The organism is Calothrix sp. NIES-2098, assembly GCF_963875125.1.
In the GTDB taxonomy this organism is placed as follows: domain Bacteria; phylum Cyanobacteriota; class Cyanobacteriia; order Cyanobacteriales; family Nostocaceae; genus Aulosira.
In genome coordinates this window covers 3385565-3406520 of the sequence record NZ_CAWNKJ010000001.1, presented here as the reverse complement: position 1 = coordinate 3406520, position 20956 = coordinate 3385565, and the positions used below count along the sequence as shown (strand labels likewise).

At 41.1% G+C, this 20956-nt stretch carries 13 protein-coding genes; 6 read left to right on the top strand and 7 right to left on the bottom strand.

Translation table 11 applies throughout. The features are described 5' to 3' along the window. Positions 1-42: 42 nt before the first annotated feature. Both AACU33_RS14235 and AACU33_RS14230 read right to left on the bottom strand, forming a co-directional pair. Positions 43-3612, bottom strand: coding sequence for a CHAT domain-containing tetratricopeptide repeat protein (locus AACU33_RS14235; RefSeq protein WP_096589317.1), 3570 nt, complete (start codon positions 3610-3612; stop codon positions 43-45). 191 nt (positions 3613-3803) lie between these two features. Then, the gene (locus tag AACU33_RS14230) at positions 3804-8507 is read right to left on the bottom strand and encodes a CHAT domain-containing tetratricopeptide repeat protein (protein ID WP_096589316.1); all 4704 of its coding nucleotides are present in this window, start codon (positions 8505-8507) and stop codon (positions 3804-3806) included. Positions 8508-9030: 523 nt separating this feature from the next. On the opposite strand from AACU33_RS14230, the gene AACU33_RS14225 reads away from it, so the two are divergent. After that, the gene (locus AACU33_RS14225) at positions 9031-10773 is read left to right on the top strand and encodes an ABC transporter ATP-binding protein (RefSeq protein WP_445291788.1); all 1743 of its coding nucleotides are present in this window, start codon (positions 9031-9033) and stop codon (positions 10771-10773) included. After that, complete coding sequence (locus AACU33_RS14220; RefSeq protein WP_096589313.1) at positions 10770-12551, top strand: ABC transporter ATP-binding protein; 1782 nt, start codon at positions 10770-10772, stop codon at positions 12549-12551. Before AACU33_RS14225 ends, AACU33_RS14220 begins: the two co-directional genes overlap by 4 nt. A gap of 26 nt (positions 12552-12577) precedes the next feature. On the opposite strand, the gene AACU33_RS14215 is transcribed toward AACU33_RS14220, so the two are convergent. Beyond that, complete coding sequence (locus AACU33_RS14215; RefSeq protein ID WP_096589312.1) at positions 12578-13270, bottom strand: response regulator transcription factor; 693 nt, start codon at positions 13268-13270, stop codon at positions 12578-12580. A gap of 376 nt (positions 13271-13646) precedes the next feature. Next, positions 13647-14201 (bottom strand): 1,2-dihydroxy-3-keto-5-methylthiopentene dioxygenase, encoded by a 555-nt coding sequence (locus tag AACU33_RS14210; RefSeq protein ID WP_096589311.1) that lies wholly within the window; start codon positions 14199-14201, stop codon positions 13647-13649. A 195-nt stretch (positions 14202-14396) separates the two neighbouring features. Here AACU33_RS14210 and AACU33_RS14205 point away from each other — a divergent pair, with 195 nt between their 5' ends. The 3 genes from AACU33_RS14205 to AACU33_RS14195 all read left to right on the top strand — a co-directional run bounded on the left by AACU33_RS14205 (position 14397) and on the right by AACU33_RS14195 (position 17970). Continuing rightward, the gene (locus AACU33_RS14205; RefSeq protein ID WP_096589310.1) at positions 14397-15836 is read left to right on the top strand and encodes a deoxyribodipyrimidine photo-lyase, 8-HDF type; all 1440 of its coding nucleotides are present in this window, start codon (positions 14397-14399) and stop codon (positions 15834-15836) included. A 498-nt stretch (positions 15837-16334) separates the two neighbouring features. Beyond that, positions 16335-16946, top strand: a complete 612-nt coding sequence (locus AACU33_RS14200; protein ID WP_096589309.1) for a hypothetical protein — start codon at positions 16335-16337, stop codon at positions 16944-16946. Between the two features lies 1 nt (position 16947). After that, complete coding sequence (locus AACU33_RS14195) at positions 16948-17970, top strand: DUF262 domain-containing protein (protein WP_096589308.1); 1023 nt, start codon at positions 16948-16950, stop codon at positions 17968-17970. A 136-nt stretch (positions 17971-18106) separates the two neighbouring features. Here the strand turns inward: AACU33_RS14195 and AACU33_RS14190 are convergent, their stop codons facing one another. Next, complete coding sequence (locus AACU33_RS14190; RefSeq protein ID WP_096589307.1) at positions 18107-18862, bottom strand: hypothetical protein; 756 nt, start codon at positions 18860-18862, stop codon at positions 18107-18109. Between the two features lie 173 nt (positions 18863-19035). Between AACU33_RS14190 and AACU33_RS14185 the strand changes: the two genes are divergently transcribed. Beyond that, positions 19036-19698 carry a cadmium resistance transporter gene (locus tag AACU33_RS14185; RefSeq protein WP_096589306.1) on the top strand — a complete coding sequence of 221 codons (663 nt, stop codon included), beginning with the start codon at positions 19036-19038 and terminating at the stop codon, positions 19696-19698. Positions 19699-19912: 214 nt separating this feature from the next. On the opposite strand, the gene AACU33_RS14180 is transcribed toward AACU33_RS14185, so the two are convergent. Both AACU33_RS14180 and AACU33_RS37590 read right to left on the bottom strand, forming a co-directional pair. Beyond that, positions 19913-20767, bottom strand: coding sequence for a zinc-binding dehydrogenase (locus AACU33_RS14180; protein ID WP_445291758.1), 855 nt, complete (start codon positions 20765-20767; stop codon positions 19913-19915). Continuing rightward, positions 20768-20950: a hypothetical protein gene (locus AACU33_RS37590; protein ID WP_445291757.1), complete on the bottom strand. Its 183-nt coding sequence runs from the start codon at positions 20948-20950 to the stop codon at positions 20768-20770. Positions 20951-20956 lie beyond the last annotated feature (6 nt).

Here is a 20956-nt window from a genome sequence, read left to right as displayed (position 1 = left end):
TCAAAGTTCTTTACTTTCAGCGAATTGCAAGACTACTTTTCGCTACTTCTCGTTCAACGGTGTCCAGTTACCGGAAGGAACAAACGCAGCCCAGAATCTCGGATGCTGATAATTTTGGCTATTAAGTAACTCTATCTGTGCAGAACGTAAAGCTTCATGCCTACCTTTACCAGCTTTTAAGCTTTGATAATACTTCACCATTAATTCTTTGGTTGCCGCATCATCCACTTGCCATAAACTTAAAATCTGAGTTTGAGCGCCAGCCATTACTAAAGCACGGCGCAAACCATAAACCCCATCGCCAACTTGTACATCACCTCTACCAGTTTCGCAGGCAGAAAGCACGACTAAATTAGTTGAGCGCAAATCCAAACCAGCCACTTCCAAGGCTGTAAGTACGCCATCATCGCTATTTGCTGGGACTTGGTTACGTTTATTAGCACCAGCCAACGCCAAACCAGAACGTAATAAGGGGTTTTCTATTTGTAAAATTTTAGGCGATCGCGTTGCAATTTCTGTCCCCCGCGATGCATTCAGATTTTGTTCGACATCGCTAATAAAAAAACCGTGGGTAGCTAAATGTAAAATACTCGGACTGTGAAGTTTTTTAATTGTCGTTTCCGTCGCATCTTTACCTAGCAACACTTGCGCATTGGGTAAGACAGCTTTGATGGCTGTGGCTTCAGCTTTAGTCGCATCTAAGGGATCGAATACCAGATTCGCCAAGTCCCCAGAACGTAAATTTTGGGAACCACGCACATCAGGTGCTTTAGCGACAGCGACAGCTTGTAGTTGGTTGTTATAGTCTATATCTGCTAACACCAAAGGAGCAGAAGATTTATTCCCGCTGGGGGCAAAGCGTAACAAATCTCGCCCACTGGTAAGGTAAGAAAAAGCATAATTTTGAATTAGGAATTGTCCTTGCTCGTTGGTGAGTGCTTCAAAGGGAATTAATGTTAACTGTCCATCGGGAGAAATTAACAAATGACGCGCATTTTCCAATAAAGGCAGGATTGGTTCTATTAATTGTTTATCTAAACTGCGAGCCAATTTCTTAAATGGTTTTCCTGTGGCTAATGCTGCTTGAAAATTAATTGCCAATTGGTTAATTTCTGCGGCATCTCCTAAATCAATCCACTTTGGTTCGCCAGCAGAGTGCAACACTGCCACAGCATAACGCGGTTTGTCCCATCGTTGCCCGATTACTTTACTTTTGGGATTGTATGGTTGATATTGGACAATTTCGACTAAAGCTGCATCTTGGGGTATTTTCGCTTGAATTGTGGCTAGTTCTACTGATTGAGTTTGCGTGCGAAATTCTGCACTTTTAGTACTTATCGCTGCTTCCAATTGTTGTTTTTCATCATCTAGTTCTTCTAACTGAGATTTAGAGTTGGCAGTTTGTTTTTCGGCTTCAGAAAATACTAAAGAAGATAGTTGCTGTTGTACTTGCAACCACTGAGTAAATAACTTTTGGGTTTTGGGGTTGCTGTCAAGTTGAGCGCGTAGTATTTGGATGCTATCAGCTACAGCATCTAATACAAGTCCTTTGCGGCGTAAGACAGTAGTTAATGCCAACGATGCGGCGGTTGAATTATTTCTCGCTCCATTGAGAGCTAAGGAAATACTCAGATCGGTTGTCCCTGTAAATGTTCTCACATAATTCTGCTTTCTTTGTTCTGAGCCAACAGCAAAAATTAATTTGAGATTGTGTTCTTCAATCTCCAACGCCTGGTGTAAAAAATCGATAGCACGAGCAATATCGCCTCGATTTTGGTAAAGTAATGCTAAATTAGTTAAATTTGTCGCCACAGATGGATGTTCGTTACCCAGTATCTTTTTATAAATAGCTAAAGAGCGCAGAAACAGAGGTTCTGCTTTTTCATAGTTGCCTTGATACTGGTATAGTGCTGCTAAATTATTCAGGCTCAAAGCAACATCAGGATGTGAGTTACCGAGTATCTTTTCTTGGATAGCTAAAGTCCTTTGCAGCAAAGGTTCTGCCTTTTGATAATTTCCTTGATACTGATAAACTAGTGCCAAATTATTGAGAGTAAGAGCGACATTTGGATGTTCGTTACCCAGCGTCTTTTCATAAATTGTTAAAGCATCTTGAAACAGAGTTTCTGCTTGTGGAAATTTTCCTTCTTCCCGGTACAAATTAGCCAAGTTATTCAAACTTAAAGCAACATCAGGATGTTCTTTACCTACTATCTTCTCGTCAATAGCTAAAGAGCGCTGAAATAAAATCTCTGCCTGGTCATAGTTTCCCTGCTCCTGGTAAAGTAGTGCTAAATTATTTAGACTTTGAGCAACATCAGAATGGGAATCGCCTAGCACTTTCTCTCTAATAGCTAGAGAGCGTTGAAATAGAGGTTCGGCTTGTTGATATTTACCCTGTAATTGATAAAGTAGTGCCAAATTATTCAGAGCAAGAGCAACATGGGGATGTTCTTTACCTAGCACTTTCTCGATAATAGCTAAAGAGCGTTGATAAAAAGGTTCAGCTTGTTGATATTTTCCTTGCGCTTGGTAAAGTAGTGCCAAATTATTGAGACTTTGGGCAACATCGGGATGAGCATTACCGAGTATCTTTTCTCTAATAGCTAGAGAGCGTTGATATAGCACTTCTGATTGTTGATAGTTGCCTATTTCTTTGTATAAAAAAGCCAAATTATTCAGGGTACTGGCAAACTCTGGATGTTCTTCACCAAATAGCTTTTTATAGATATCTAGAGAATGTTGATAAAGAACTTCTGCTTGTTGATATTTGGCTTGTGCAGTATATAGCAATCCCAAATTATTTAGGGTATTAGCAACTAGTTGATGTGAGTTACCCAGGACTTTATTATAAATACTCAAAGCGTGTTGATATAGAGGTTCAGCCTGCTGATATTTTCCCTGTAATCGATATACTTCTGCTAAATTATTTAAACTAGTGGCAACATTTGGATGCTCTTTACCCTGTAGTTTCTCATAAATACTCACAGCTTGTTGATACAAGGGTTCTGCTGATTGATATTTTCCTTGCTTTTGGTAGAGATTCGCTAAATTATTTAAGCTGGTGGCGACATCAGGATGTTCATTACCTAATACCTTCGTTCTGATAGCTAAAGAGCGTTGAAACAGAGGTTCTGCTTGTTGATAGTTTCCTAAATATTGGTAAACTAAAGCCAAATTATTCAAGCTAGTGGCGACAATGGGATGTGAATTACCCAGAACTTTTTCTGCGATCGCTAGAGAGCGTTGAAACAAAGGTTCTGCTTGTTGATAATTTCCCTGCTCTCGATATAAGATAGCTAAATTGTTTAAACTTTCGGCTACATCTAGGTGTTGGCTCCCCAGCACTTGCTCTCGAATAGCCAGCGTGCGTTCTGCTAAGGGAATGGCTGAACTGTATTTACCTTCTTGATATAGTTTGTTTGCCTGTTGATTCAGTTGTTCGGCTTCTTGTAAGGCTGCGCGTTGCTCTGCTGAATATGAGTTAGATTGCTGTTGTGCTGTACTTTTGACTGGGATACTTAATAATGAGACTGTAGTAATTGCAGCGATCGCTAACCAAGGTGCGAATAAGCTACTTGCTGCTTGAAGATTACTGTATACTTTTTTCACTTTAAAATTACAGATTAGTAGATTGAGTTATTGCACAATCATGGCTTTACTCAGTAATATTCGCCAAGTATCTGTAAAAAAAGTCAGCAAGAAAGAATCTGCGATGTCTCTGACTGGCTACGCCTACGCAATTATCCAGCCTCATAACTCAAAGCGTCAGCTTCTAAAACCGAGATTGAGACTGTAATTAACTACTTATTATTCAACGGTGTCCAGTTACCAGAAGCAACAAACGCCGCCCAGAACATTGGACGCTGATAATTGGGGTTCTTCAGCAATTCAAGCTGTGCAGAACGTAATGCTTCATGTCTGCCTTGACCCGCTTTCAAGTTCTGGTAATACTTCACCATTAATTCCTTAGTCGCCGCATCATCCACCTGCCACAAACTTAAAATCTGAGTTTGAGAACCAGCAATTACCAAAGCACGGCGCAAACCATAAACACCTTCACCGACTTTCACATCTCCCGTGCCAGTTTCACAAGCCGACAGCACGACTAAATCAGTTGAGTGCAAATCTAATCCGGCTACTTCCAGCGCTGTCAAAACACCATCATCGCTATTTGCTGGGACTTGGTTGCGTTTGTTAGCACCAGCTAAGGCTACTCCCGAACGCAGTAAGGGGTTTTCTACCTGTAAAACCTTTTGTGGAAGTTGTTGCAAATCCTGAGCTAGCGAAGGATTCAAATTTTGTTCAACATCACTGATGAAAAAACCGTGAGTAGCCAAATGCAAAATACTCGGACTGTGAAGTTGTTTGACGGCTGTTTCGGTTGCATCTTTACCTAGCAGCACTTTCGCATCAGGAATGACAGCTTTAATTGCTGTGGCTTCATCTAGAGTCGCGGTTAACGGGCTAAATTCTAAATTTGCTAAGTCGGCGGAACGCAAATTCTGCTCGCCCCTGACAGTGGTTGCTTTAACTGCGGCGACAGCTTGTACAGAGTTGTTATAGTCGATATCTGCAAACACTACCGGAGTCGAAGCTTGATTGACACTTGGCTGAAAGTGCAACAAATCTCTGCCACTGGTGAGATAAGAAAAAGCATAATGCTGAATCAGGAATTGATTTTGCCCATCAATCAGGGCTTCAAAGGGAATTAGTGTTAACTGTCCATCGGGAGAAATCAAGATATGCTGTGCATTTCCTAACAAAGGGCGAATTGGTTCAATAATTTGTTGCTCTAAACTGTGAGCAAGCTTTTTAAATGGTGTTCCTGGTAATAAAGATGCGCGGAATTTCACAGCTAATTTATCAATAGCGGCGGCGGCTCCCAAATCAACCCACTTGGGTTCACCAACAGAGCGTAACACAGCTGCCGCATAATGCGGTTCACCCCATTTTTGCTCGTCTGTCTGGGCTTTGGCATTAAATGGTTGATACTGGGCAATTTCTACTAAAGCTGCATCAGTAGGTATTTTGGCTTGAATTGCTGATAATTCTACTGGTTGGGTTTGGATGCGGAATTCCGCACTTTTAGTACTAATCTCCGCTTCCAATTTATCTTTCTCCGCTTCGAGTTGCTCTAATTGTGTTTTGGAGTTAGCAGTTTGTTTTGCTGGTGGAGAAAATACCAATGCTGAGAGTTGTTGTTGTACTTGTAACCATTGAGCAAATAAATTTTGCGTTTGGGGATTGCTGTCAAGTTTACTACGTAGTATTTGGATACTATCAGCCATTGCATCTAACACCAATCCTTTGCGACGCAGGACAGTAGTTAATGCTAAGGAAGCGGCTGCTGAATTATTGCGAGCTTCTTGCAGCGATAGGGAAACAGTAATATCTGTTGAGCCTTTAAAAGTTCTGACGTAGTTTTGTTTTCTTTGTTCTGAGCCAACAGCAAAAATCAGATTCAAATTGTGTTCTTCAATTTCCAGCTTGCGCCTTGAAAATTCAATAGCACGAGTAAGATCGCCCTGAGCTTGGTATAGTGTAGCCAAGTTACCTAGGTTCATGGCGACATAAGGATGCATATTCCCCAGTACTTTCTTATTGATAGCTAGTGCGCGTTGCAACAAAGGTTCAGCTTGCTGATATTTTCCCTGTTCTTGGTAGAGTCCAGCCAAATTATTCAGGCTGAGGGCGACATTGGGATGTTCCTTACCTAATGTTTTCTCATTGATAGCCAAAGCGCGTTGAAACAGAGGTTCGGCTTGTTGATATTTTCCCTGTGTCTTGTACAGTTGTGCCAAATTATTCAGGTTAGTGGCGACATTGGGATGCTCCTTCCCGAGTACCTTTTCAAAGATAGCCAAAGCGCGTTGCAACAGAGGTAGAGCCTTTTGATAGTTATCCTGAGCTTGGTATAGTGCAGCTAAATTATTTAGGCTCATGGCGACATCAGGATGAAAATTCCCCAGTACTTTCTCATTGATTGCTAGCGATCGTTGCAACAAAGTTTCCGCCTGTTGATAGTTTCCCTGTTCCTGATACAGGTATGCCAAATTACCTAGGCTAAGAGCGACATCGGGATGAACGCTACCCAGTAACTTTTCATTGATAGCCAAAGCACGTTGCAACAGAGGTTCCGCCTGTTGATATTTTCCTTGTGCTTGATACAGTTGTGCCAAATTATTCAGGTTCATGGCAACTTCTCGATGTTCCTTACCGAGTGTCTTCTCATTGATAGCTAAAGCTCGTAGATATAAAGGTTCTGCCTGTTGATATTTTCCCTGTAATTGATAAAGTAATGCCAAATTATTTATGCTACGGGCAACATCGGGATGAACGCTTCCCAGTAATTTTTCATAAATTGCTAAAGAGCGCTGAAACAGAAGTTCGGCTTGTTGATATTTTCCCTCTTGCTGGTATAGTCCAGCCAAATTATTGACGCTACGGGCAACATCAGTATGTTCTTTACCCTGTACTTTCTCATAGATAGCTAGTGCGCGTAGATACAGAGATTCCGCCTGTTGATATTTTCCCTGTGCCTGGTAAATATATGCCAAATTATTCAGACTAAGGGCAACATCGGGATGTTCATTACCCAGTACCTTTTCATTGATAGCCAAAGCGCGTTGCCACAAAGACTCAGCCTGTTGATATTTTCCTTCTTGCTGGTAGAGTGCAGCCAAATTATTCAGGCTAGCGGCGACATTTCGATGTTCCTTACCCAGTACTTTCTCTGCGATCGCCAAAGAGCGCTGGAGCAGAGGTTCAGCTTGTTGATATTTTCCCTCTTGCTGATACAGTTGTGCCAAATTATTTAGTGCGTAGGCAACATTAGGATGTGAGTTACCAAATACCTTCTCATAGATAGCTAAAGAGCGCTGAAACAGAAGTTCGGCTTGTTGATATTTTCCTTGTTGCTGGTACAGATATGCCAAGTTATTTAGGCTATTGGCGACATCAGGATGTGAGTTACCCAGTACTTTCTCTCGAATTGCTAGAGAACGTTGCAACAAAGGTTCGGCTTGTTGATATTTTCCCTGTTCTTGGTAGAGTAGTCCTAAATTATTCAGGCTAGTGGCGACATCGGAATGTTTGTTACCCAGTACTTTCTCCATAATGGCAACAGCGCGTAGATATAAAGGTTCCGCCTGTTGATACTTTCCTTGTTCTTGGTAAACTTGTGCTAAATTATTCAGCGCTAAAGCAACATCTAGATGTGAGTTACCTAGTACTTTCTCATTGATAGCCAAAGCGCGTTGAAGTAAAGGTTCTGCTTGTTGATGTTTTCCCTGAACTCGATACAATTCAGCCAAATTAATTAGGCTAGAGGCAACACTGGGATTTTCCTTACCTAGTACCTTTTCACTGATAGCCAAAGCACGTAGATACAGAGGTTCAGCTTGTTGATATTTTCCCTGTATCACGTACAACACTGCCAGATTATTCAGGTTAGTCGCCACCTCTCGATGTGAGTTACCCCAAACTTTCTCATTGATAGCCAAGGCGCGTTGAAACAGGGGTAGAGCCTGTTGATAGTTTCCCTGTTGTTGATACAATTGTGCTAAATTACTTATACTAATGGCCACCAATGGATGTTCGTTGCCCAGCATTTTCTCTCTAATTGCTAGAGAACGTTGCAACAAAGGCAGAGCCTGCTGATAGTTTCCCTGTGCTTTGTACACTCGTGCCAAATTACCTAAGCTAAGAGCGACATCGGGATGTTCTTTACCCAGTGTTTTCTCATAAATAGCCAAAGCGCGTTGCAACAGGGGTAGAGCCTGTTGATAGTTTCCCTGTTCTCGGTATAATCCTGCTAGATCGTTTAAGGTTTCAGCAACATCAGGATGTGAGTTACCTAGTGCTTTTTCTCGAATAGCCAATGCCCGTTGAAATAAAGGTAAAGCTTGTTGATAATTTGCTCGATCAAAGTACAATCCTGCTAGATCGTTTAAGGTTTCAGCAACATCAGGATGTGAGTTACCTAATGCTTTTTCTCGAATAGCCAGTGCCCGTTGAAATAAAGGTAAAGCTTGTTGATTGTCTTCCTGTGCTTGATACCACAGTGCTAAATTATTTAGCGTCTGGGCAACTAGGGGATGTTCTTTACCCAGTAGTTTTTCCCTAATAGCCAGTGCACGTTGAAATAAAGGTAAAGCTTGTTGATAGTTGGCCTGTTTGCGATGAAGTTTAGCCAAATTATTTAAACTTTCGGCAACCAATTGATCTTCTTTACCTAGTAGCTGCTCTCGAATAGCCAGTGCGCGTTCTGCTAAGGGGATGGCAGTACTATATTTACCTTCAAGGTATAACTTTTCTACCTGTTGATTGAGTTGTTCAGCTTCCTTTAATCCAGCAACTTGCTCTGCTGTTGATGTATTGGGTTGCTGTTGCGCTATACTGGCGACTGGAATACTGATGAGTATCCCTGTAGTCATTGCCACCACTAACGACCAAGGTGCAAAAAAGTTGGCTGCTTTCTGAATAGCACCGGATACTGTTTTCACTGTCAATTTCCAGGTTTATTGGTTTGCCTAATGAATAAATCATGCCGTTATTGTGCTATTTCGCAAAAAAATTGTCAGAAAAAATAGCAGAATTGATGCGGGGAAGGCGACTATTCAACCTCAGAACTCGAAGTTTCGAGTCAAAAGCAGGAAAGTTTCTGTTCTGAACTCGGAGTTTCGACTTCCGAACTCCAAATTTCGAGTTAAAAGCTCGGAGTTTCGACTTCCGAACACCAAGCTTCGAGTAAAAAACTTGGAACTTCGCCTTCCGAACACCAAGCTTCGAGTAAAAAACTTGGAACTTCGCCTTCCGAACTCCAAACTTCGAGTTAAAAGCTCGGAACTTCCCCTTCCAAACACCAAGCTTCGAGTAAAAAACTTGAAACTTCGCCTTCCGAACTCCAAACTTCACTTTCAAAATTACTTGAGTTACACAAGTTCTCAGGTGCGAGATAATTTGTGAAAGACGCAAGGGTGCATTTCATTGGTTAAACAATTACAAATCCCCGAAAATTCTTCATCGATGCAAGCAATTCAGCGAGTGCTAGGAAGCTTGAGCAATTATCGATGGATTTCCTTAGGAGCTTTGTTAAGTCTCTTACTTTTGACAGTTGCGAATGCTGTCACCCCGCAATTATTTCGCTGGGGAATCGATGAAGGTATTGCCCAGCGCAACTTAGAGATTGTACTTTACAGTGCAGGATGGATGGTAATCGCGGCGATCGCTCGCGGTTTGTTTAACTTTGGACAAAGTTATTTGGCAGAAGCGGCTTCTCAAGGCGTTGCTTACGATTTACGCAACAAGATTTTTAGCAAAATTCAAAACCTTAGTTTTAGCTATCACGACCAAGCACAAACCTCTCAACTACTAACCCGTGTCACCAGCGACATTGAGCAAATTCGCACCTTTATTGGCACTAGCTTAATTCAGGTTGTGGGTGCAGTGGTGACATTGGCGAGTATTGCGGTAATTCTGCTGATAATGAATTGGCAATTGGCATTAATTACTCTAACAGTAGTGCCAATTTCAGGATGGTTAATGGCGCGATTCATTACCCGCAACGACAAACTCTTTCGCCAGGTACAAGAACAACTGAGTAACCTGAATGCAGTATTACAAGAGAACTTATTCGGGATTAGGGTAGTCAAAGCTTTCGTGCGGGAGTCTACCGAAAGGTCGCGTTACACGACTCTCAATGATGACCTCGTCATAGCGAATATGAAAACTATTCGCGCCATCCGCAATACCTTCCCCTTTATCTTTTTAATGAGTAATTTGGTGACTCTGGCAGTTTTTGCCTATGGAGGGGCACAGGTAATAGGCGGTAGATTCTCTGTTGGGGAATTGGTAGCGTTTAACTCTTACCTGGCGTTAATACTGCAACCTATTTTGTTGATTGGATTTGCTGCACCTGCGATCGCGCAGGCTGCGGCTTCGGCGGAACGAGTCTATGAAGTGGTGGATGCGACGGTGGAAATTCGCGATCGCCCCGATGCTGTGGAGTTTAATACCTGCGGCGGGAGAGTCACTTTTGAAAATGTCTCGTTTCGTTATCCGGGAGCCACCACAGAAGCTCTAAAGAATGTGTCTTTTGAAACCAAGCCTAACGAATTAATCGCCGTGTTAGGCATGACAGGCTCCGGTAAAAGCACAATTATGAACTTGATTCCCCGCTTTTATGATGTCACCAATGGCGCAATTCGCATTGATGGCAGGGATGTGCGAGATTTTACCCTCAAAAGTCTGAGGGCGCACATCGGCATTGTCTTCCAAGAAACTACCTTATTTTCTGGCACTATTCGCGAGAATATCGCCTACGCCAAACCTGATGCAACTCTAGAACAGGTACTTGAGGCGGCAAAAACTGCTCAAATCCATGATTTTATTGCCAGCCTACCCGATAGTTACGAGACAATAGTCGGCGAACGCGGTATCGGTTTATCTGGAGGACAAAAGCAAAGAATAGCGATCGCCCGCACCTTACTCACCGATTACAGTATTCTGATTTTAGATGACAGTACTTCGGCAGTGGATGCCAAAACTGCGGCGCAAATTCAAGCTGAATTGGATAACTTAATGCGCAAAAAAGCTTGTGTAACTTTTGTTGTTGCCCAACGCATTAGTACGATCAAGAATGCCGATCGCATTTTGTTGGTCGATAAAGGACAATTGGTTGCCCAAGGCACCCATGAAGAATTAATGCAAACTAGCCCACTCTACGGCGCGATTTTAGAATCTCAAGTAAAAGCAAAGGAGAATAAATGAGAGGTTTCGGCCCAGTTGTTGCACCTGAGCAACAAGCAACTCAACAACTCTCCACTTTGCGGCGCTTTTTGCAATACTTGCGACCCTACCGCAAAGAAATCCCCGTTGCCTTGACATTAGTATTAATTGGTGCATCTAGCCAGGCGATCGGGCCTTTTTTACTTGGTTGGTCGATAGATCGCTTCATTGCCAAAGGCAATTTACCAGGTTTAATGCTGCTATTAGGGCTACTGGGAATAATTTACGTGCTTGGTATCTCGGCAACTCGCGGTCAAATTGTTCGCATCGGCTGGATTATGCAGCGCTTGCTGGGACAGCTACGGCAAGATATTTTCACCAAAATTCAGAGTTTGCCACTCAGCTTTTTCGATCGCAGCGAAGCCGGGGATTTAATGAGTCGGCTGCTCAATGATGTCAATACCGTAAATCAAGCTTTTGGTCAGACTGTGGCTCAAATGCTGGGCAACACTTTCAGTTTGGTTGGCATTGTCATTGCCATGCTTGCGATCAACTTACAACTCGGCTTGTTGAGTAACCTAGTTGTCCCAGTCATGATTTTGACCACAAGCTTGTTTGCACGTTGGGCGAGAGCGAGATTTCGCGTCACACGACAGACAATTGGCGAACTTTCTACCAAGTTGGAAGAAGATCTTGGCAGTGTACGAGAAGCACAAGCATTTAATCGCGTCCAGCTGAACATTCAAGAATTCGCCACTCTCAACGCGGCGAATCGCGATGCTAACGTGCAAGCGGTAGCAATTACGGCGGCATTTTTGCCGTCAATTGATTTTCTCAACACTCTAGCAACCGCAGGTGTACTGGCTTATGGTGGATATCTCGCTGTTACAGGAGGCGCGACAGTCGGTGTAGTCACATCATTTCTACTTTATGTGCAGCAATTTTTCCGCCCAATTCAAATTCTCAGCCAGTTTTATACGCAAGCCCAGTCTGCTTTTGCTGGATTGGAACGAATTTTTCTGCTGTTGGACGAACCATCGCAACTCAACGATGCACCTGATGCCATAGAAATGCCCCCAATTTATGGCGAGGTGAGATTTGAGGATGTCAAGTTTGGCTATAATCCAGACCAAATGGTTCTTAAAGGAGTGAATTTAAAAGCTACTCCCGGACAGATGGTTGCATTAGTCGGGCCGACCGGCTCAGGTAAAACGACAATCATTAATCTGATATTGCGTTTTTACGATGTCTCTGATGGTGCGGTAAAAATCGATGATATTGATGTGCGTAGTGTCACTCAAGCTAGTTTGCGGCGTCAGATTGGCATTGTTTTACAAGACAATATTTTATTTAGCGGTACTGTAGCAGAAAACATAGCCTTTGGCTGTCCCCACGCTACCCAAGCCGATATCGAAGCTGCTGCACAGATGGCGAATGTGCATGAGTTCATTACTTCATTACCCCAAGGTTACACAACGCAATTAGGCGAACGAGGTGCGCCTCTCAGTCAAGGACAACGCCAACTGATTAGTATTGCCCGTGCGGTGTTAATTAACCCCCGGCTTCTAATTCTGGATGAAGCTACTAGCAGTATAGATACCCGCACAGAAGCACTCGTACAAGATGCGATCGCTCGCTTATTGCAAGGTCGTACCAGCTTCGTGATTGCTCACCGCCTCAGCACTGTGACTCAGGCAGATCAGGTGTTAGTCATTCAACAAGGTCAAATTATTGAACGGGGAACCCATGCAGAACTAATTAGCCAACAAGGTGTTTACGCAAATCTTTATGCTCTCCAGTTGGGTGCAGCAACTACTTAAGGTTAGTTATGGTGCAGGACTTAGAATTACTTAGTTAAGCCATGTTCGAGAGCATAGCGCACTAACTCGGTGCGCCCATTTGTACCAGTCTTAGCAAACAATCTACTAACGTACTTCTCAACATTGCGAACGCTAGTGTCTAGACGACGGGCAATTTCTTTATTCATTAAACCTTCTGCTACTAGGTCTAAAATACTTTGTTCGCGTGGAGACAAATTAATCTGAATTGGCCTAGGCTTAATTGGCCAAGGCGATTTAGGGAACACGCAAGTCTTGTCTAAGATTTCTTTGAGTTTTTCAATTTCACGGGTAAGATTGGTAGTGCCATTGCCTATTTTATTGTTACTAGCTCGTCGTTCTAGCAGATTTTCGACAATAGCTACCAACTCATCAGGGTTAAAGGGTTTTGGTAAATAGGCATCACAGCCAGCTTTGTAACCAAGGATGCGATCGCAACTCATTCCTCTAGCAGTCAGAAACACTACTGGTAATGACTCAAAACGGGGGTCTTCCCGTAATTGCTTGAGAAATTCCATACCACTTACCTGCGGCATCATAATATCGGAAATTACCAAGTCTGGCACACTTTTTTGCAATAATTGCCATGCATCATTAGCGTTACTCGCTACTTGAACCGTAAAACTACTTTCTTGCAAATAATCTTTAACCGCTTCCCGCACTCCAGGTTCGTCATCTACTAACAACAATTTTGCTGACATCTTTTCTTCCTTACCACTTGCTTGTTGTTTGTGCTGATATATTTACCCTGCCCATATCCTTTTCAGAATTAAGCCGCTAGCATAGAGTTATTTTTCTTGTTGGTTTTAATTTAGCTGAATTTCTTTACATAAAGTTGTTCGGTTATCCACACATAATATTACGGTTTATCTATCTTGACAATATTGCTATTGCGCAATTTGCAAACGAGAGGCACAGTAAAGTATTTTGGTGGCGATCGGATCTGCACCCAACAGAAGAAAAAACCCTAACCAAAGTCGGCTAGGGTTTACTGGTGTTTTTCTTTTCTAGAAGATAACATCGAACCTACTGAATATTATGTCTGCGCGATCGCTGATGATTCGGTGCGTCTTTTAATTAGCGCGGCTTGTTGACAGAATCGCTTAACTGAGTTCCTGTATAATTGGGCAGCCAACCTTCTGCGGTGATGTAATAGCGCACTCCTTTGAAATTTAAAGCAGCAGTAGGACTACACCAATGTTCAACTCCCGCGGGAATAACGAGATAATCTTGAGCCTGAACTAAAAGCTGTATCTGACTACCATCGGGTTTGACAAAGCCATAAATCATCTCTCCTGCCAAAACGTAGATAGGTTCAGCAGCAGTATGAGTGTGATAACGGTTGTAAGTTGCAATTAGCGTCTGGAGATGGGGAGAACCAGGATGCACATTCAGCAAGTCACACCAGAGATAGCCTGTTTCTTGCTGGATAAATTCAAATACACCGTTGTGGAGTTCTAAAATATAGTGCTTCTCAGATTCTGTGACAACGTCTTGCTCGACTAAGTGGGGAAACAGCAGCGATGTACCTGGATCGTAGTGTTTCAGGTGGATGCCCAGAGGAGCCAATTCACGGACTATCTCGCCTAAATCACTCTCAATCGTACCGTCGTCAAGCAATAGAGTAGCCATAACAGAAACACTAACTAACCATTAAGAAAAGTATACTTAATTTTTAATTAATTAGCCATAATGCCGATAGGCAAACCGGAGTTGTTTGTCTAAATTTGCTGACAAATCTAGTTTGCAAAGAAATTTATCGCTAGAGTGATGCTTATGGGTACATAAGACTCTAAACTAGTACGGACGAACTATTATGAGTATGGAATGTCTGACTTAATTTTATTTTGGCATCGCCGCGATTTACGTATTGCTGATAATACAGGACTGGCTGCGGCACGCAAACAAAGCCGTAAAGTAGTGGGAGTATTTTGTCTCGATCCCAATATTCTGGAACAGGATGATATCGCTCCAGTTAGAGTAACTTACATGATTGGCTGTTTGCAAGCACTACAACAGCGATATGCGCAAGCTGGTAGCCAACTGTTAATCCTTCATGCCAATCCCGTACAAGCAATTCCTGCATTAGCAGCGGCTTTGAATGCTAAAGCTGTTTTTTGGAATTGGGATGTAGAACCTTATTCTCAAGAACGCGATCGCACTATAATTGATGCTCTCCAAGAAAAAGGCATTGCATTTCTACAGCAAAACTGGGATCAAATCCTGCACGCACCAGAAGAAATTCGTACAGGTGGTAATGGCCCTTACACTGTTTACACCCCATTCTGGAAAAATTGGAGTAGCAGAACCAAAGCTAAACCAATAGAAACTCTGCACGATGTTGAAGGTTTAACACCTAACGAACAAGAAATTGCCAAACAAACAGGAGCGATCGTATTACCAACAGCCAAAGATTTAGGATTTATTTGGGATGGTGACTTAATTCTTCTCCCAGGAGAAGCCGCAGCCCAAGAACGGCTAGAAGGATTTACCGCCAATGCCATCAATGAATACCAAGAACAACGAAACTTTCCCGCAGTTGATGGTACATCTCAACTGAGTGCAGCTTTAAAATTTGGCGTAATTGGCATTCGCACCGTTTGGCAAGCCACCCTAGAAGCACTAGAAAATAGCCGCAGCGAAGAAACCGCAGCCAGTATCCGCACATGGCAACAGGAACTAGCTTGGCGAGAATTTTATCAACACGCCATGTATCACTTCCCAGAATTAGCTGAAGGTGCTTACCGCGATGCTTTTAAAACCTTTCCTTGGGAAAACAACGAAGAACATTTTCAAGCATGGTGTGAAGGTAGAACAGGCTATCCCATTGTCGATGCCGCCATGCGCCAAATGAATGAAAGCGGTTGGATGCATAACCGTTGCCGTATGATTGTTGCTAGTTTCCTCACCAAAGACTTATTAATTAGTCCGCAAAGAGGAGAAAAATACTTTATGCAGAGATTGATTGATGGCGATCTATCTGCCAATAATGGCGGTTGGCAATGGAGTGCTTCCAGTGGCATGGACCCTAAACCAGTGCGGATTTTTAACCCAGCCAGCCAATCACAAAAATTCGATCCAGATGCCGAATATATTCGCCAATGGTTGCCAGAATTGCGGTCTATAGATACTGAATATTTAGTAACTGGTAAAATCACTCCTTTGGAACGTCGCGCTGTTGGCTATCCCGATCCCATTGTCGATCATAAAAAACAGCAACAGCAGTTTAAGCAGCGTTATCAAGAACAAAAACAGACGGTGGGATAAAGATAAAATCAAGTTTGTAGTTAGAAACCTAGCCCTCAAAACCTTATAAGTAGCTAACCAAAAATATTTACATTCATTGCAAGCGAAGCAATCGTGGGCTGGAATTGCTTTGCTTCACTATAGTTTTAATGATATTGTGTAGTTTAATTACTTAAAAAAGTACTTATCAATTGGAAAAAGGTTGCGAGGGATAGAGATTCCAAAAGCCTAGTCAATAAATCTTTCACAATCTAAAATGGAAAATCCAAAATCAGATGGCTCCAAATTAACAAAATATTCTTACTTACGTAGAGAGATTTTGTAATGAGTAGACACTTATATTAGAGTGGGCATCGCTATTCTTGTCAAGGTTATTAATAAAGCAAAAATATTAAACTACAAATATTTCTCAGTATATATACTCATTGAAAGTATACAGTTTATACTATAGTCTCATATATATTTATTTTGCTTAAAATAGTCGAACGCTAAAATTATGTTAATTCAATTAAATATTATATGTGGCAGACATTCGTAATTGACCAAAGCCATATTAATCAAAAGATTGATATTTTTCAAACTGCATTGCGTGATTGTTCACAGACAGAGCAATTAATAGTTCAAAAGTACATAATACATGGTACTCCTTATGTCTTTAAAGAAGACGAGGGTAAATATTTTGACCTCAAACATGAAATTGCAAGTCATTTTAAAGAGAGGCCCGAATGTGTACTTATGGTTGGTTCAGCCAAATTAGGTTTTAGTATAGCTCCAAGTAAATTATGGAATTCATTTTCTGAAGAATCAGATATAGATATAGCTATTATATCGAGAGAAATTTTTGAAAAATTTTGGTCGGAATTATATGATTTTGATATAGGTTTGATATCTAGGACTGAGAGAGAAGAACAACGATATAAAAAATTTTTAAAATATTTTTTTAAAGGTTGGCTAAGACCAGATTTATTTCCTTTTAAATATTCACGGACAAATGAGTGGTTTGAATATTTTAAATCAATTTCTTATAAATATACACCCCAAAAAATAGCTGGAGCTATTTATTATAATTCTGAGTTATTTGAGAAATATCATATGCAAAACATAAAAAAACTTAGACAGGAGAATATTTAAAATGAGTAAAAATGGGATAGCCACTAATAAAAAAATTTTAGATTTATTCAATATGATGAAAAGTGGAAGCTTAATACTTGCTCCATCTTTTCAAAGAAAGCTTGTCTGGAATGACGCACATAAAGAGAAATTTGTAGAAACAATCTTATTAAAATTGCCGTTTCCTGAGATATATTTGGCTGATGGTGAAATTGATCTTGATACTCAAACATCAAAAACACTTGTAGTTGATGGACAACAAAGATTAAGTACGATATACCAATATGTTACTGCATCACCAGAATTTACTATTAAGAATATAAGTAGATATGAAAATTTATCTACACAGGAAAAAACTGATTTCTTTGATTATACCGTTGTCGTCAGAGATTTAGGAAGAATACCTGAAAGTGAAATTCGTGAAGTTTTTAAAAGAATAAACTCTGTACAATATGCACTAAATGCAATAGAAATTAGCAACTCATTATATGAAGGCGAGTTTATTACAAATGCTAAAGATATTCTAGAAAATAATGCTCTTTTTACAAGTTTAGAGATATTTAGCGAAGGTGAATTTTCTCGCATGAAAGACTTGGAATATGTATTGCTCATCATGTCAACAATAGAAGAAGGAGGTTATTTTACAAGTGATAAAGAAGTAAAGACTTATGTAGAAAAGTATAATAATGAATATCCAAATAAAGATTTAATGTTGCATAATTTTAATGAAGTATCTCAATTAATTCTTGGGTGCGATCTTCCCCCAGATAGTTTGTGGATAAAGAAGTCTAGCTTATTTACTTTAATAGTTGAATTAATAAAAATTAAAAACAAGTATGGTTATTTACCTAAAGAAGAAACTTTAACTCATGATTTAAAGTCTTTAGAAGAACAACTATATAAAAATAAAAAAGAAGATGTATCTCTAAATATGTTCGCTCAATATTATTATTATACACATCAAGGTACTGCTAGCCGAAAAGGACGTAATGTTCGTGGTCAACTTATAAATAGCGTTTTGGAAGCTAGTATGAATGTAAACTAGCGAATGTTGTAAGTTTGAGGGTTATTAATTACTTTCAGCTTCATAAATAAAACAAAATATTTCGAGTTTAAGATTGATGATCAGTCTGATTAGCCGTGGATATATCAAGTCTTGGAAAAGTTTATTCATCACTTTATCAAAAGAATCTCCTATCTTTAGCTTGCCTGGAAGTTGCTTCTAAAAAGTCAGTAAATACCTGAGTGAACTTATGTATTCCCTCGCTTCCTCCAGCAATTAAACCACCTGTCAAAAATGCATCTAAACAGCGAAAAATAATTAATTGAATAGGATTAATGTCCTTAATTACGATTAGTGGCTCAATCGAGCGAATACCTATAGCACTAATTAATAAACCACATAAAAGCGATGTCCATAAAGCGATTATTCTCGTATCAGCTTTATAAGCTAATCGCTGTCGCTCTATTTCATTCAAATTCTTAACTCTAGTATTTAAATCATCAATATATGGTTGTAATTGCTGCAATAAATCTGTAGGATTTTGGCTAGGATTTTGGATGAGTTGCTGTTCTAATGTAGTTCCACCTGATGGATTAACTTTGATAGGGTCTGGTTCTACATAAGGAGTTTGATTTTGTTGTTGCTCTGCAATAAATTTTCGTTTTTCAGCAATTAAAGCACTTTGTTGTTGAATACTAATTTCTAACTGTTCTGTGGTAGGGCCTCGCCAAGTAGTGATTAAAACCTCTAAAGAACGCTCTAATAAAAGTGAAATAAAAAATGGTAATGTAAGTAACTGCATAATATCATCTAGCCCAAAGGGTTTTAACTCCAGAGGACGTTGTGATAACCAAGTAGTTAAAGTTACCAACAAAAAACTAATTATTATTAATAAAATAAATAACGGAGACTCCAGAGAAACTTTGAGCAACATTCCTATAGTCCTGTGTTGTTCCACAATATCTATCACAGAGATAAATGTAGAACAGCAGGAAAAAAATCAGCATTAAAAGGGAGATGAGGAAGATAACGAGACTTAGTGACAATTTTGAAATTTGAATTTCTTAATTTGGTATGGTGGTAAATTGTACGTTCTCACCATCCACTATGACTCAGCTTGGGGCAGCTTTCAGTGAAGGAATAATTGCCTTTGTCGCTACAAATATTGATGACATACTTATCTTACTGTTATTTTTTACCCAAGTAGATACTAACTTTCGACGGCGACATATCATAATTGGTCAGTACCTTGGTTTTTTAGGGATTATTATTGCTAGCTTACCAGGATTTTTTGGCGGTTTGATAGTACCGCGAGAATGGATTGGATTACTGGGAATACTACCTATTGCAATTGGTCTAAAGCAATTACTATCCCGACAACAAGAAACTTTAGAAGTGCAGACAGTATCTACTGATTTTAATCAGACATCATCCAGTAATTTTATCCTGTCTTTTCTGTTGAGTGTTCTGCATCCCCAAACTTATAAAGTAGCAGCTGTAACCATTGCTAATGGTGGCGACAATATTAGTATATATATCCCCTTATTTGCTGGTCATAACCTTACCAGCTTGGGGGTAATTTTAATAGTATTTTTTGTCATGGTCGGAGTTTGGTGTGCGATCGCTTATTACTTAAGCCGTCACCCTGCTATTGCTCCTATTTTAAGTCGCTACGGTCATCATATTGTACCTTTTGTCTTGATTGGCTTAGGGCTGTTCATCATGTATGAAAGAGGTACATTCACCTTACTGCCTTGGTTCAGAGGATAATATTCACTCACATTGATGTAAAAATGCTTGGCATTGCTGAAATAAGGGGATGATTGAGTCTGACACGAACAAGAGGAGACGCGGTGATGATTTTTGATGCAAATTCCAAAATCATCCCGCAATTATGCAACGCCCTAGCCCGCAAACCCAAACGAGACACTGTAGGACTTAAGCGAACATCAAAAAATTCACCGGATCTGGTGAATTAGTCCATTTAAGGTCGTACCGTAACCTTGATGGCTTCCCGGTTATCCATTGCCGCATACCCTCTGGGAACAGCTTCGAGATCGACGGTTAAATCGAGAACAGCAGAGGCATCAAGTTTGCCAGCCACAGTATCGGTTAGTAATTCGGGAATGTAAGCACGGGCGGATGCAACACCGCCTCGTAAGGTGATATTTTGCCGAAATAAGCGGCCCAGATTGAAATTATGTCCGCTGCCGTGAGGTACGCCAACATACCCGATCGCGCCACCAGGACGCGCAATGCCGATCGCTGTTGCCATTGCAGATTCATTACCCACACATTCAAGTACCGACTCTGCACCACCTTGGGTCATTTCTTGCACAGCCGCGATCGCTTCCTCCCCTCGACTACTGACAACATCCGTTGCACCAAAACGTCGTGCAATCTCCAGCCGCGATTCGTGCCTTCCCAAAATAATAATGCGTTCAGCACCGAGGCGTTTGGCGGCAAGCACGCCACACAACCCCACAGCCCCATCACCAACGACTGCAACTGTTCTACCTGGGCGGACTCCTGCTGAGACAGCAGCATGATGTCCGGTAGACATCACATCGGTAAGCGGGAGAATAGCCGTGAGGAGGTCATCATCATTTTCAACTTCCTTGGGAATCACAACTAATGTGCCATCAGCCAAGGGCGAACGGATGGCTTCTGCTTGCCCACCATCGTTTTTACTTCCCCAAAAATTACCTTGTAGGCAAGAGGTTTGGATGCCTTTACGGCAGAACTCACAGGTGCCATCGGAAAAAGCAAAGGGAGCAAGGACGCGATCGCCTTTTTTCAGAGTGCGAACTTCAGAGCCAACCTCTTCTACAATTCCCATTCATTCGTGTCCCGTTCGCCAACCTGGTTGCCACTCTTCCTCACCGCGATAGAACCACAGGTCAGATCCGCAAATGCAGGCGTGAGTAATGCGGACAATGGCATCTGTAGGCTTTTGAATTGTGGAATCGGGAACAGTCTCAACCCGAACATCGCCAGGGGCATAGTAAACGGTTGCTTTCATCGAACA